The sequence below is a fragment of the Neisseria cinerea genome (assembly GCF_900475315.1).
Classification (GTDB): domain Bacteria; phylum Pseudomonadota; class Gammaproteobacteria; order Burkholderiales; family Neisseriaceae; genus Neisseria; species Neisseria cinerea.
Genome location: NZ_LS483369.1, coordinates 1617556 through 1630073 on the forward strand (window position 1 = coordinate 1617556; position 12518 = coordinate 1630073).

The 12518-nt window shown below is 54.2% G+C and carries 13 protein-coding genes; 7 read left to right on the forward strand and 6 right to left on the reverse strand.

The genetic code is table 11. The features are described from left to right. Positions 1-17: 17 nt before the first annotated feature. Positions 18-698, reverse strand: coding sequence for a pyrimidine 5'-nucleotidase (locus tag DQM57_RS08360; RefSeq protein WP_111727506.1), 681 nt, complete (start codon positions 696-698; stop codon positions 18-20). A gap of 58 nt (positions 699-756) precedes the next feature. Between DQM57_RS08360 and DQM57_RS08365 the strand changes: the two genes are divergently transcribed. Beyond that, a complete protein-coding gene (locus DQM57_RS08365) occupies positions 757-1758 on the forward strand; it encodes a thiamine ABC transporter substrate-binding protein (RefSeq protein WP_111727507.1) in 1002 nt (333 codons plus the stop codon). Positions 1759-1788: 30 nt separating this feature from the next. Further along, a complete protein-coding gene (locus DQM57_RS08370; RefSeq protein WP_111727508.1) occupies positions 1789-2274 on the forward strand; it encodes a CinA family protein in 486 nt (161 codons plus the stop codon). Between the two features lie 84 nt (positions 2275-2358). On the opposite strand, the gene msrAB is transcribed toward DQM57_RS08370, so the two are convergent. Beyond that, on the reverse strand, positions 2359-3927 hold the full coding sequence (msrAB, locus tag DQM57_RS08375; protein ID WP_111727509.1) for a bifunctional peptide-methionine (S)-S-oxide reductase MsrA/peptide-methionine (R)-S-oxide reductase MsrB: 1569 nt from the start codon (positions 3925-3927) through the stop codon (positions 2359-2361). Between the two features lie 145 nt (positions 3928-4072). On the opposite strand from msrAB, the gene ftsY reads away from it, so the two are divergent. The 5 genes from ftsY to DQM57_RS09980 all read left to right on the forward strand — a co-directional run bounded on the left by ftsY (position 4073) and on the right by DQM57_RS09980 (position 7752). Continuing rightward, complete coding sequence (gene ftsY, locus DQM57_RS08380) at positions 4073-5497, forward strand: signal recognition particle-docking protein FtsY (protein ID WP_111727510.1); 1425 nt, start codon at positions 4073-4075, stop codon at positions 5495-5497. Positions 5498-5807: 310 nt separating this feature from the next. Then, positions 5808-6074, forward strand: a complete 267-nt coding sequence (locus DQM57_RS08385) for a DUF3079 domain-containing protein (protein ID WP_019271767.1) — start codon at positions 5808-5810, stop codon at positions 6072-6074. Positions 6075-6283: 209 nt separating this feature from the next. Further along, complete coding sequence (locus DQM57_RS08390; RefSeq protein WP_111727511.1) at positions 6284-6544, forward strand: hypothetical protein; 261 nt, start codon at positions 6284-6286, stop codon at positions 6542-6544. A gap of 67 nt (positions 6545-6611) precedes the next feature. Next, positions 6612-7088 (forward strand): pilin, encoded by a 477-nt coding sequence (locus DQM57_RS08395; RefSeq protein ID WP_108044216.1) that lies wholly within the window; start codon positions 6612-6614, stop codon positions 7086-7088. A 40-nt stretch (positions 7089-7128) separates the two neighbouring features. Further along, positions 7129-7752, forward strand: a complete 624-nt coding sequence (locus DQM57_RS09980; protein WP_269460473.1) for a pilin — start codon at positions 7129-7131, stop codon at positions 7750-7752. On the opposite strand, the gene DQM57_RS09985 is transcribed toward DQM57_RS09980, so the two are convergent. From DQM57_RS09985 to DQM57_RS08415, 4 genes are all read right to left on the reverse strand, one after another. Beyond that, a complete protein-coding gene (locus DQM57_RS09985) occupies positions 7749-7871 on the reverse strand; it encodes a hypothetical protein (RefSeq protein ID WP_003678392.1) in 123 nt (40 codons plus the stop codon). The genes DQM57_RS09980 and DQM57_RS09985 overlap by 4 nt on opposite strands. A gap of 19 nt (positions 7872-7890) precedes the next feature. Next, the gene (gene yccS, locus DQM57_RS08405) at positions 7891-10041 is read right to left on the reverse strand and encodes a YccS family putative transporter (RefSeq protein ID WP_111727512.1); all 2151 of its coding nucleotides are present in this window, start codon (positions 10039-10041) and stop codon (positions 7891-7893) included. 117 nt (positions 10042-10158) lie between these two features. Next, complete coding sequence (locus DQM57_RS08410; protein WP_003678396.1) at positions 10159-11385, reverse strand: PilT/PilU family type 4a pilus ATPase; 1227 nt, start codon at positions 11383-11385, stop codon at positions 10159-10161. A 58-nt stretch (positions 11386-11443) separates the two neighbouring features. Further along, complete coding sequence (locus tag DQM57_RS08415; protein ID WP_003678398.1) at positions 11444-12487, reverse strand: type IV pilus twitching motility protein PilT; 1044 nt, start codon at positions 12485-12487, stop codon at positions 11444-11446. Positions 12488-12518: the final 31 nt, after the last annotated feature.

Genomic DNA, 12518 nt, shown 5'->3' on the forward strand with positions numbered 1-12518 from the left:
TTTCGTATTTTCGGGGTTTAGGGGGTATTGTAATGAGTTTGGCGGTGTTCTGACAAAGTTTCTGCATACTGTGCCAGTTGCGCCATATCGCTTACCGAGGTGTCGATAAAGGGCAGCGCGTGGGATTTTGCACCGAACCAGACGGTTTTCATGCCCAGCGCCTTTGCCTGATGCAGGTTGTCCGCGCTGTCGTCCACCATCACGCAGCGTTCGGGCGGTATGTCCAGCAGGCGGCAGACGTTGAGGTAGGCTTGTGGATTGGGTTTGTAGAGCAGCCCGAAATCGTCCGTGCCGAAAAGTGCGTCGAAGCTTTCCGTCAAACCGAGTGCGTCTGAAACGGCGCGGACATAAAAAGAAGGCCCGTTGGAAAAAACCGCCTTGCGCCCCTTTAGGCGGCTCAGGGTGTTTTGTGTTTCCGGCATACCGTGCAGCCGGGTTAAAACCTCGTCAATCGGATGGCTTTCGCGTAAAAATTCCGCAATGTCGATTTCGGGGTGGTGGATTTGCAGGCCGGCAAGTGTTGCGCCGTAACGGTGCCAATATTCCTGACGCAGGTCAGACGCGGCCTGGTCGGAGAGCCGGAGGCGTTGCGCGATGTAGCCGGTCATGGCGCGGTTGATGAGTGTGAAGATGCCTGCGTCGGCATCGTGCAGCGTGTTGTCGAGGTCGAACAGCCACACGGTCGGATTTTCTTGCATGTTGAACGATGAAAATTTGTTATGATGGCATTTTACAGTGAATTAAGGAGGATGAAGGATGAAACGGAAAATCTGGCTGCTGCCGCTGCTGTCGGTTTCGGCATATATGCAGGCTCAGACGGAGGTCAGGCTTGCGGCGCACAAGTCGTTCAGCCTGCCCAAAGCGGTGATTGCGCGTTTCGAACGGGAAAACAATGCGAAAGTGTCCGTTATTCAGGCTGGCAATGCAAACGAAATGCTCAACAAACTGATTTTAAGCCGCGCCAATCCGATTGCCGACGCGGTGTACGGTTTGGACAATGCCAATATCGGTAAGGCGCGGGAAATGGGCGTTTTGGCGGATGAGCAGCCAAAATCCCTGCCGGTTTCGGTCGGCCTGCCTTCGGTTTTGGCGGTTGATTACGGTTATGTAACACTCAATTACGACAAAAAATGGTTTGCCGAGAAAAAGCTGCCGCTGCCCAAAACCTTGCAGGACTTAACCCGTCTCGAATATAAAAACCTGCTGGTTACGCCGTCGCCCGCTACCTCGTCGCCCGGATTGTCCTTCCTGATGGCGAACATTGGTAGCATGGGCGAGGCGGGTGCGTTCAAATGGTGGGCGCAGATGCGTCAGAACGGCGTGAAGGTCGCCAAAGGCTGGAGCGAGGCGTATTACACCGACTTTTCGCACAACGGCGGAGCTTATCCGCTGGTAGTCGGTTATGCAGCCAGCCCTGCGGCGGAAGTGTATTTTTCCAAAGGTAAATACAGCGAGCCGCCGACGGGCAACCTGTTTTTAAAAGGCGGCGTATTCCGTCAGGTTGAAGGCGCGGCGGTATTGAAAGGGGCGAAGCAGCCGGAATTGGCGGCAAAACTCGTTCAGTGGCTGCAAAGCGGCGAAGTGCAACGTGCCGTTCCGTCTGAGATGTGGGTTTACCCGGCCGTCAAAAACACGCCGCTGCCTGATGTGTTCCGTTTTGCACAAGCTCCGACGCACACGGATTCCCCTTCCCGTGCCGACATCAACGCCAAACAGCGAGGCTGGGTCGGACGCTGGATTAAAACGGTATTGAAGTAAAAAATGCCGTCTGAAAAAGGAGCGGTAGGAATGGAAGCGTTAAACACCATCGCCCGAAACCTGACCATAAAGCGCGAAACCGTAACCTGTGCCGAATCCTGCACGGGAGGGCTGCTTGCCGCCGCATTTACCAGTGTGGCAGGCAGTTCGCAATGGTTTGAACAAAGTTTTGTAACATACAGCAACAAAGCCAAAGAAGACCGCTTGGGCGTATCGCCGGCAACCCTGCTCGAATACGGCGCAGTCAGCCGTCAAACCGTCCGCGAGATGGCGCGAGGCGCACAAGTTGCGGCTCAGGCGGATTACGCCGTCGGTATTTCCGGCATTGCCGGCCCGGGCGGCGGCAGCGAAAGCAAACCCGTAGGTACGGTTTGGTTCGGGTTTGCCTTTCCGGGCGGAAGTTGTGAAGAAATACGCCGTTTTGACGGCAACCGCGAATCCGTCCGCGCGCAGGCTGTCGCCTTTGCGTTGGAAAGGTTGGCTGTGCTGATTGAAAACGGCGGCGATGCCGTCTGAATAAAATCACCATCGGATAAAAAATGCCGTCTGAAACGTTTCGGGTTTCAGACGGCATTTTGTCGGGTTAGGCGGCGGTGCGGCTTATTTCACTTTGCCTTTCAACGCGCCGTAGCCTGCCGCGTCCATTTGTTCCAGCGGGATGAATTTCAAACTTGCGCCGTTGATGCAGTAGCGCAGTCCGCCTTTGTCTTGCGGGCCGTCGGCGAAGACGTGTCCCAAGTGCGAATCGGCGGCATGGCTGCGCACTTCGGTGCGGCGCATGTTGTAGCTGAAATCGTCGTGTTCGGTAACGGCGGCGGCGTTAATCGGGCGGGTGAAGCTCGGCCAGCCGCAGCCGGAATCGAATTTGTCGGCGGAGGAAAATAGGGGTTCGCCGCTAACGATGTCCACATAAATGCCGGGTTTGAACAAGTGGTCGTATTCGTGGCTGAAAGCGTATTCGGTTGCGCTGTGTTGGGTAACTTGGTATTGCTCTTCGGTCAGAATGCGTTTGAGTTCGGCATCATTGGGTTTTTTATACGTCGCCGCGTCGAAGCCTTTGCCTTGCAGAGTGGTTTTGGTTTTGCCCGGCAGCGGTTCGTCGGCTTTGCGGATGTCTATGTGGCAGTAGCCGTTGGGGTTTTTAATCAGGTAGTCCTGATGGTATTCCTCAGCGTCGTAGAAGTTTTTCAGCGGCTCGTTTTCAACGACGAGGGGAAGTTTGTATTTTTGCTGCTCGCGTTTGAGGGCGGCGGCGATGACGGCTTTTTCGGCAGGGTCGGTGTAGTACACGCCGCTGCGGTATTGCGTGCCGGTGTCGTTGCCTTGTTTGTTGAGGCTGGTCGGGTCAACGACGCGAAAATAATATTGCAGGATGTCGTCGAGGCTGAGTTTGTCGGCATCGTAGGTCACTTTGACGGTTTCGGCATGGCCCGTGTTGCGGTAGGACACGTCTTCGTAGCTCGGATTTTTTGTTTTGCCGTTGGCGTAGCCGGATACCGCGTCAACCACGCCGTCTATGCGTTGGAAATAGGCTTCCAAGCCCCAGAAGCAGCCGCCGGCGAGGTAGATGGTGCGCGTATTCATGATTGCTGAATCCTTTTTCTGTGTGTCGGGTTTGTAGAACGAATTTTTCAGACGGCCTAAATCGGCATTCGGATCGCTGATTAACGCCAACGCCTGCGCTTCGTTGATGCTGCCTTTGACGATGCGCTGCACGTCGCCGTCTTTACCGATTAACGCCCAAGAAGGGTAAACGCTGATATTCAGGCTTTGGGCGATGGTGCCGCCGTTGTCGGTAACGACGGGCAGCTTGGGATAGTTCAAACCGGCATACCATTTTTGGAAGTCGCCGTCTTTTTTCTCGTGCAGAAAGCCCGGAGACGCGACGGTAATCAGGTTGGCGGAACCGAATTTTGCATCTTGCGCCCATTTTTCGGTTTGCCCCAATTCGGACAGACACAAAGGACACCAGCTCGCCCAGAATTTAATCAGCGTCGGTTTGTCTTTTTTCAAATAAACATCGGCGGGGCGGTTGTCCGCGGTTTTCAAAGTGGATAAAGTGTGCGGCACGGTCGCGGCTTCGGCATCGGCGATTTTGGGCGAACAAGCGCCCAGCGCAAACAGGCAGCCGAACTTGGCGCAAAGGGAAAAGAAAGTACGGGGTTTCATTTTGATGTTTCCTGTGTGGACGGTTTGTATGATTAGACGTTTGAGATGCCGAAACCTTACAGCCCGGATTTTCAGACAACCTTGCCGCGTAAAATACGCTACAATACTACCTATTTCAAGTTTCTAAAATTAAAAGGAAAATTCAATGTTCAGCTTCTTCCGTCGCAAGAAAAAACAGGAAACTCCGGCTCCTGAGGAGGCTCAAGTTCAGGAAACCGCAGCAAAAATAGAATCTGAAGTTGCTCAAGTAATTGAAAATATTAAAGAAGATTCCGAATCTTTAGCAGAAAGCGTCAAAGGGAATGTTGAATCAGTTGTCGAATCGGCTGTTGAAACTGTCAGCGAAACCGTCAGCGAAACCGTCGAGCAGGTTCGGGAAGCTTTGACCGAAACGCTGTCTGAAACAGTCGAAAAAGTAGAAGAACACGTTGAAGCGGCAAAAGAAGCGGCTGTTGAAACCGCCAGCGAGGCTCTTGAACAGGTAAAAGAAACCGTTGCCGAGATGCCGTCTGAAGTGGCTGAAGCTGCTGAGGAAGCAGTAGAACAGGCCGAAGCAGTCAAAGAAGAAGCTGTTGAGGCAGTTAGCGAAGCTGTCGAGCCAGTTCAAGAAGCCGTTGCGGAAACACCGGCTGAAGCCTCTGCTCCGGCAGAAGAACATAAGCTCAGTTGGGCGGCGCGTTTGAAACAAGGCTTGACCAAATCACGCGACAAAATGGCAAAATCGCTGGCGGGCGTGTTCGGCGGCGGACAGATCGACGAGGATTTGTACGAAGAGCTGGAAACCGTGTTGATTACCAGCGACATGGGCATGGAAGCGACGGAATACCTGATGAAAGACGTGCGCGACCGCGTCAGCCTCAAAGGGCTGAAAGACGGCAACGAATTGCGCGGCGCGCTGAAGGATGCGCTGTACGACCTGATTAAGCCGTTGGAAAAACCGCTGGTCTTGCCCGAAACCAAAGAGCCTTTCGTGATTATGCTTGCCGGTATCAACGGCGCGGGCAAAACCACGTCTATCGGCAAACTCGCCAAATATTTCCAAGCGCAGGGCAAATCCGTATTGCTGGCGGCAGGCGATACTTTCCGCGCAGCCGCGCGTGAGCAGCTTCAGGCTTGGGGAGAGCGCAACAACGTAACCGTGATTTCGCAAACCACGGGCGATTCCGCAGCCGTTTGTTTTGATGCCGTCCAAGCCGCCAAAGCGCGCGGCATCGACATCGTGCTGGCCGACACCGCCGGCCGCCTGCCCACGCAGCTTCATTTGATGGAAGAAATCAAAAAAGTGAAGCGCGTACTGCAAAAAGCCATGCCCGACGCGCCGCACGAAATCATCGTCGTGCTTGATGCCAACATCGGGCAAAACGCCGTCAACCAAGTCAAAGCCTTTGACGACGCATTGGGGCTGACCGGTTTAATCGTTACCAAGCTAGACGGCACGGCAAAAGGCGGCATCCTTGCCGCGCTTGCCTCCGACCGCCCAGTTCCTGTCCGCTACATCGGCGTAGGCGAAGGCATAGACGATTTGCGTCCGTTTGACGCGCGCGCGTTTGTGGACGCACTGCTGGATTGAGTAGAAATGCCGTCTGAAAACGGCAGGTTGGTGTTTGAGGGAGGTGGCGGAATCGGTAGTGGAAATTGGTGAAAATTGGAGGAGTCGGTGGGCTTTAGTCCACCAATTCATACCAATCCATACCAACTCCCCCACCTCATCCCAAAAAAACGCCCACGCGCCTGACACATTTACCGTATAAAATACCGAAACCGCCTCATACGGTATTTCACAAACCTTAACCCCTGCGCGTAAAAAACGTATAAACCCGAAACCGTTGCCGCCGCATCCCCTATAATTTCATCCAATAAAAAAAAACGAGGCACATATCATGGCGAAAAAATTCCCTATATTCCCCAAAAACCCCGAGCGCATCTGCTGGGGGTGCGACAAATATTGCCGCGAAGATGATTTGCAGTGCGGCAACGGCTGCGAGCGCATCCAACACCCCATCGAGCTGGACGGGCGCGACTGGTATAAAAAAGGCGACTGGAGCAACCTCCTGAGCGAGGAGCAGCAAATCGAGCTGGGCTTGAAAGAAGCCCCGAAACCCGCCAAACCCCACATCAAGCTCCCCCTTAAAAACAAAACCGCCTGATTTCCCTTTTCCCGCCTGTGCCCGCCTTGCACCTGCCTGCCGAACACGGCGGCCGCAACGGCAACAGGGCAAACCACCGCCCTTTCCGCCCCGTCGGAAACGGCGGATTTTTTTGCATCAGGGAAACAGCCCGACCGAAACACCGCGCCCAACCGACAAAAAACGGCACATAACAAAAAACGTCATCCCAAACTGACAAAAAACGGCACATGACAAAAAATGTCAGCTCAAAACTGACCAAAAATGTCAAAAGTGACCAAAAACGTCAGCCCTGCGCCACGCCCGCCCTTTCAAAAAATCGTGAAAAGAAAATTAAAATAATAAAAATATATTTTAAAAACAATAAAATAATAAAAAATTTTAAAAAAAATGCAGCGTTTAGCAAGGTTTTGGCACGCCGTTTGCTAGAAGAAAGACAAGCCGAAAGGCAAAGTAAAAAAGACCTCAGGTCAAATACATTACGGGTTTGACAATTTTTTGGCAGATGCCGAAAAACATTTTATTTTTCACTTAAACTTTAAACTTAGGAGTTATCCCATGAAAGCAATCCAAAAAGGTTTCACCCTGATCGAGCTGATGATCGTTATCGCCATCCTGGGTATTCTGGCCGTTATCGCATTCCCTGCATACCAAGACTACACCATCCGCGCTAAAGTATCCGAAGGTCTGAACTTGGCTGCGCCTGCTAAATTGGCAGTAGCGGAAACTGCCGCTTCTTTGGGTGGTTTGGATGCAGTTACGCCTGATAATAACGGTTATACTTTCCCTAAAACCGGTACTAAGTATGTAGCATCTATCGCGATTGCTAAAAAAGGTGTAATCACTGTAACCACTAAAGCTACCGGTGCTACTCACGATCCTATCTTTGTTTTGACTCCTACTCAAACTAATTCAGAGTCTCCTGTTGAATGGGCTTGTACATACCAAGGTGATAGCGAGGCAAAACACGTTCCTGCAAACTGCCGAACTAAAGCTGCAGCTGCACCTGCTGCATCTGCTGGTAATTCACATTAATAAGGATATAATCAGGTTTAAACCTGATAAGAAAAACAAAATGCCGTCTGAGGCTGTTTCAGACGGCATTTTTTATTTCGGGGCGCGTTTTGGGTTTCCGTTCGCCTTGCCCCGTATTGCCGCCTGTTGCCGCGATCCGGATGGTGGCGGAAAAGTTGGGGGCGGCGGGAATATCGATTATAATCATGCGGATAAACTAACCATAAAAAATATAAATATGAAGAACAAACCTTACGGGTTTACGCTGATCGAGCTGATGATTGTAACGGCAATCTTGGGGATACTGACCATGTTCGCCCTGCCTGCCTATCAAGACTATGCGGCTAGGGCGCAGGTTGCCGAAACTTACTATCTGCTGGATGAGCTGAAAACCGAAATCGGAATTTATGCCTCTATTTACAACCATCTGCCCGATGCGGTGGAAGTTTCCCCGTCAGGCGGCGTCGGCAGCGCGGCCGCCAGGATGGGCGGGACGTATATCCTGCATGGCGGCGTTACCGTCGAAGCGGATACTGCGAAAATTTCCGTACCCTTCGATAAAGGGTATCACAAGGGCAAAATACTGACGCTGTCGCCCACGCGCGATAGCGAAAGCGGCATCATTACCTGGGTGTGCGGCGGGACGATAGAGCCGCGGTCGCTGCCTGCCGTCTGCCGCCGTTAAGCCCGTCCGTAATCCACAGTCTGCCGCCTGCGGCAAAATGCCGTCTGAACCTGTTTCAGACGGCATTTTTTCGTTCCGAACGGGAGGAAAACCGCCCTGATGCGGCATGGGCGGCGCATCGGGCGGCCGGTTTTCACTTCAGGCGGCGTTTTGGGGCTGCCTGTGCGGAATTTGGCGGTAGGCGCGGTAGTAGGGTTCGAGCTGTCGGGCGATGAGTTGGAGCTGTTGGAGGAAGATGTGGCTTTGCGCGCCGACGCTTTGCGCGCGCAGGCTGTCAAGCTCTCCGCGCAGGCTGTCTAATTCGGCGTCGAAGCGGTCGGGTTCCATGTCGGGCAGGTTTTGGAAGATGTGTGCGGCGTGTTCCGCGGCATGGTAAAACCTGCCTGTAAAGTCGGGGCTGCACCCTTCGTGCATTTCGCTGCGGTATGCGCCGAGGGCGGAAATATAGCCGGTCAGGGCGTAGCCGGTTTTGAGCAGGGTGAAGCCGGGTTGCAGGCTGCCGGCGAATTTTTCGGGTTCGCTGCTCATGTCGGAGAGGGTGCTGCTGAGGGCGGCGGTGTGTTCGTGGGCGCGGCGGCGGGTGGCGCGGTATTCGACGTCGTCGCCTGTTTCGCCGCTTTTGAGGCGTTCGGTGATTTTTTCGAGATAGGCACCGTTGCTGCGTACGGCAAGGGCGGCGGTGCGTTCGAGCGTGAGGTATTTCCAGTCGGGCCACAGGTAGCTGACCGCCGCCCAGGCAAGGGATGCGCCGATAATGGTGTCGATGATGCGCACGGGCATGGCGGCATATACGTCCAACCCTGCAAGCGACAGGCTGGTCAGTGCCTGAATGGTGATGAAAAATGTCGAGAAGCTGTATTTGTAGGTGCGGGTCATGAAGAATAGGGTGGTGCTGACGATGACGATCCAAAGCTTGGTTTCGACAGACGGGGTGAAGTAGGGGACGAGCGAGCCGACGATTACGCCGAGTACGGTACCGGCGATGCGCTGGCGGACGCGGCTTTTGGTGGCGGTGTAGTTGGGCTGGCAGACGAAAAGGGCGGTCAGCAGTATCCAGTAGCCGAGGTTGAGGTTGAGGGCTTCGACTATGGTACAGGCGGCGGCAACGACGAGGGACAGGCGGACGGCATGGCGGAATACGCCTGATTCGAGGTTCAGCTGCGTACGGATTGCCTGCCAGGTGTTTTTGAGGCTGCCGGTCTCTATGGCGGCGATGCGGGTGTCGCCCATGCGGTCGTTTTCCACTTGAAGGCTGTTGTGCTGGAGTTGGCGGAATTGTTGGTCGACGCTGCCGAGGTTGTCGAGCAGGCGGCCGAGGTGGCGGATGTCGGGATTGTCGTTGCCGTCTGAAAGGAGGCGCAGCGACTGGCGGCAGCCTTCGATGGCGCGGCCGAGGCGTTTGCTGTATGTGTAGTCTTTGCCCGCCCTGAGTGCTTGGGCGGCATTGCGGCATGCCTGCCCCTGCATTTCGAGCAGGCGGTGGATGCGGAAGATGATGTCGGTGTTTTTGAATTTTTCGGACATTTCCTGATAATCGACGTGGGCGGAGCTGATGCGTTCGTGTATGTCTTGGGCGGCAAAGTAGTAGCGTAGCATTTTGGCTGTGCGCGGGTGGCGGTGTTTGCCGCGAAGGCGGTAAAACAGGGCGGAACGGCATTGGTTGAAGGCGTTGATGACGCCTGTGTTGCTCATGGCGAGGTCGATGTGGCGGTTGCCTATCCATTCGGCTTCGTCGGGATCGAAAAAGTCGGCTTTGGCTTCGAGGTAGCTGCCGAGCGCTTCGTAGGCGTTGGCGACGTTTTCTTGAACGGGACGGTGGGGTAGGATGATTTGGAACAGGATGATGGCGGTGCTGTACAGTACGGTGCCGCACAGAATCATAAAGGGGTTGGTCAGCCAGTAGGTCTCGGGGGTGTAGGTGAGGGTGGTGTAGGTGGCGACGGCGAGTGCGCCGAATGCGAAGGTGCGGTATTTGAGCCCGACCGCGCCTAAAATGGTGAAGCCGAAGGTCATGAGGGTCATGGCGAGGATGAAGGGCAGCCCTGTGCCGAGGGTACTTTGCGCCGTGAGCGAGGAGAGGGTGAACAGGGCGACGGAGGCAATGATGTTTTTCAGCCGTCCGGTCAGGCGGTTGTCCAAATCGACAAGGCCACCGGCAATAATGCCGAGTACGAAGGGCATGGCGAGCTTAGGTTCGCCTATCTGCAGGACGGTGGCGGCGGCAGTGAAGACGCTGGCGAAAACGGGCAGAGAGGTGATGAGGAGTGATTTGATCGGAAGGGCTTTCATGGGTTTGTCGGATTTATTGTTATGAGGTGAATGAAGTGTAGCACACGGATGCGGATGATGAAGAGATGCCGTCTGAAAACGGCAGGGGTTTTCAGACGGCATCGGGTATTTCGTCAATCAGGAAACGAGGTTGAGGTCGTTAATCCTGTCGTAAAGGCGGTCGGGGTGTCTGCCTTCTTCGTAAAGCTGGATGCGCAGCCTCAGGTCGTTGGCGGATACCGACTGACGCAGTGCTTCTTCGTAGTCGATAATGTTTTGGTTGTAGAGTTTGAAGAGGTTTTGGTCCATGGTCTGCATGCCGTCGGTTTGGGCGCTTTCCATGAGGGAGCGCAGACCTATGATGTCTCCTTTGAGGATAAGGTCCTGTACTGCCGGTGTGTTGATCAAGAGGTCGACGACGGCAGTGCGCCCGTCTTTATTTTTCTTGATTGCAAGGCGTTGGCAGATGATGCCGGTCAGGTTGAGTGAGAGATCGGTCAATACCTGTTTGTGGGCCTCTTCGGGATAAAAGTTGAGGATACGCTCAAATGCCTGCGATGCGGTGTTGGCATGCAGGGTAAAGACGCACAGGTGGCCGGTTTGGGCAAGCTGCATGGCGTATTCCATGCTTTCCCTGTTGCGGACCTCGCCGATGCAGATGACGTCGGGCGACTGGCGCATGGAGTTTTGTACGGCGGTCTGCCAGTTGGTAGTATCGATGCCGATTTCGCGTTGTGTGAAAATGCAACGGCGCGGTTTGTAGATAAACTCTATCGGGTCTTCGATGGTGATGATGTGGCCGGGCGTTTGCTGGTTGCGGTGTTCGAGCATGGTTGCCATGGTGGTCGATTTGCCGGAACCGGTCGGGCCGGCAATAATCAGCAGCCCCCGTGGAGCTAAAGAGAGGTCTTTAAGTTTTTCCGGCAAGCCCAGTGCCTGCATTTCGGGAATGCGTTGATTAATGCGGCGCAGCACGATGCCTACGCAGCCTTGGTGGTAGTGTGCGTTGACGCGGTAACGCGTGTTGCTGCGCGATTGGACGGAGTAGTTGATTTCGCGTTCGCGGATAAAGGTCTCCAACTGGTCGGCATTCATGGTCGATTCTGCAATGGCGGCAGTCTCTTCATCAGTTAGCGCCTTGTGGGGGTGTATGGTCAGGGTGCCGTTGATTTTTAAGGATGGGGGAAAGCCTTTGCTGATAATGATGTCGGATGCGCCGCGCGCTTCAGCTTCTTCGCACATACGGTCGAGCAGGGGATGGAGGTGCGTGCCGATTTTTGCAGGGGTTTCGATGCGGGTTTGGTTTTTTTGTGAATAAACCTGCACCATTTCGCTTAAGATGTCGTGCAGTTGGTTTTCGCTCATTGTGTTTTCCCTTGTGGAAGGTGTTTTAGGGTATGTTGCCGTCTGAAGGCAGTGTTTGTTAGATGCCCAGGCTTTCGCTGTTTTGAGCGCGTTTGCGCGCAACTTCGGGGGTAATCATGCCTTGGCGGACGAGTGATTGCAGCGATTGGTCCAGAGTCTGCATACCGCTTGCCTGTCCGGTCTGCAGGACGGAATTGATTTGCGCGATTTTGTTTTCGCGGATGAGGTTGCGGACGGCGGGATTGGAAATCAGGATTTCGTGTGCGGCGACACGGCCGTTGCCGTCGCGCGTTTTCAGTAGGGTTTGGGAGATGACCGCGGTCAGCGATTCCGACAGCATGGAGCGCACCATTTCTTTCTCTCCGGCGGGGAATACGTCCACGATACGGTCGACGGTTTTTGCCGCACCGGTTGTATGCAGCGTACCGAAAACCAAGTGTCCTGTTTCGGCGGCGGTCAGTGCCAGACCGATGGTTTCGGGGTCGCGCATCTCGCCGACAAGGATAACGTCGGGGTCTTCACGCAGTGCGGAACGCAAGGCATTCGCAAAGCTGTGGGTGTGTTGGTGCAGTTCGCGCTGGTTAATCAGGGATCTTTTGCTTTGGTGGACGAATTCGATCGGATCTTCGATGGTCAGGATGTGTGCCGGTTGGGTTTCGTTAATGTAGTTGATCATCGCAGCAAGTGTGGTTGATTTGCCCGAACCGGTCGGACCGGTTACTAAAACGATACCGCGCGGAGATTCGGCAATTTTTTGGAAAATGCGCGGAGCCCTTAGTTCTTCCAGGGAAAGGACGGTGCTGGGAATGGTGCGGAATACGGCGGCAGGCCCGCGTCCGGTGTTGAAGGCGTTGACGCGGAAACGGGCGACGTTGGGCAGTTCGAATGAAAAGTCCACCTCTAAATCTTGTTGGTAAACTTTGCGCTGGTAATCGTTCATGACGGAGGTAATCATGTTGCCGACTTCTTCCGCGCTCATTTCAGGAAGGTTAATGCGGCGGATGTCGCCGTGGACACGGATCATGGGGGACATATCCGCACTCAGGTGGAGGTCGGATGCTTTGTTTTTAACGCCGAAGGCGAGTAAGTCGGTAATCTGCATAATGCGGCTCTGTTTAGTATAATGTTTCGAT

What these genes read in the sequence shown, in the direction of transcription:
- yccS (WP_111727512.1), bottom strand. Translation starts at nt 10,041, where the DNA reads ATGAAAGCCCTTCCGATCAAATCACTCCTCATCACCTCTCTGCCCGTT.
- DQM57_RS08390 (WP_111727511.1), top strand. Translation starts at nt 6,284, where the DNA reads ATGACAAAAAATGTCAGCTCAAAACTGACCAAAAATGTCAAAAGTGAC.
- DQM57_RS08370 (WP_111727508.1), top strand. Translation starts at nt 1,789, where the DNA reads ATGGAAGCGTTAAACACCATCGCCCGAAACCTGACCATAAAGCGCGAA.
- DQM57_RS08365 (WP_111727507.1), top strand. Translation starts at nt 757, where the DNA reads ATGAAACGGAAAATCTGGCTGCTGCCGCTGCTGTCGGTTTCGGCATAT.
- DQM57_RS09985 (WP_003678392.1), bottom strand. Translation starts at nt 7,871, where the DNA reads ATGCGCCGCCCATGCCGCATCAGGGCGGTTTTCCTCCCGTTCGGAACG.
- DQM57_RS08360 (WP_111727506.1), bottom strand. Translation starts at nt 698, where the DNA reads ATGCAAGAAAATCCGACCGTGTGGCTGTTCGACCTCGACAACACGCTG.
- msrAB (WP_111727509.1), bottom strand. Translation starts at nt 3,927, where the DNA reads ATGAAACCCCGTACTTTCTTTTCCCTTTGCGCCAAGTTCGGCTGCCTG.
- ftsY (WP_111727510.1), top strand. Translation starts at nt 4,073, where the DNA reads ATGTTCAGCTTCTTCCGTCGCAAGAAAAAACAGGAAACTCCGGCTCCT.
- DQM57_RS08415 (WP_003678398.1), bottom strand. Translation starts at nt 12,487, where the DNA reads ATGCAGATTACCGACTTACTCGCCTTCGGCGTTAAAAACAAAGCATCC.
- DQM57_RS09980 (WP_269460473.1), top strand. Translation starts at nt 7,129, where the DNA reads ATGCCGTCTGAGGCTGTTTCAGACGGCATTTTTTATTTCGGGGCGCGT.
- DQM57_RS08385 (WP_019271767.1), top strand. Translation starts at nt 5,808, where the DNA reads ATGGCGAAAAAATTCCCTATATTCCCCAAAAACCCCGAGCGCATCTGC.
- DQM57_RS08410 (WP_003678396.1), bottom strand. Translation starts at nt 11,385, where the DNA reads ATGAGCGAAAACCAACTGCACGACATCTTAAGCGAAATGGTGCAGGTT.
- DQM57_RS08395 (WP_108044216.1), top strand. Translation starts at nt 6,612, where the DNA reads ATGAAAGCAATCCAAAAAGGTTTCACCCTGATCGAGCTGATGATCGTT.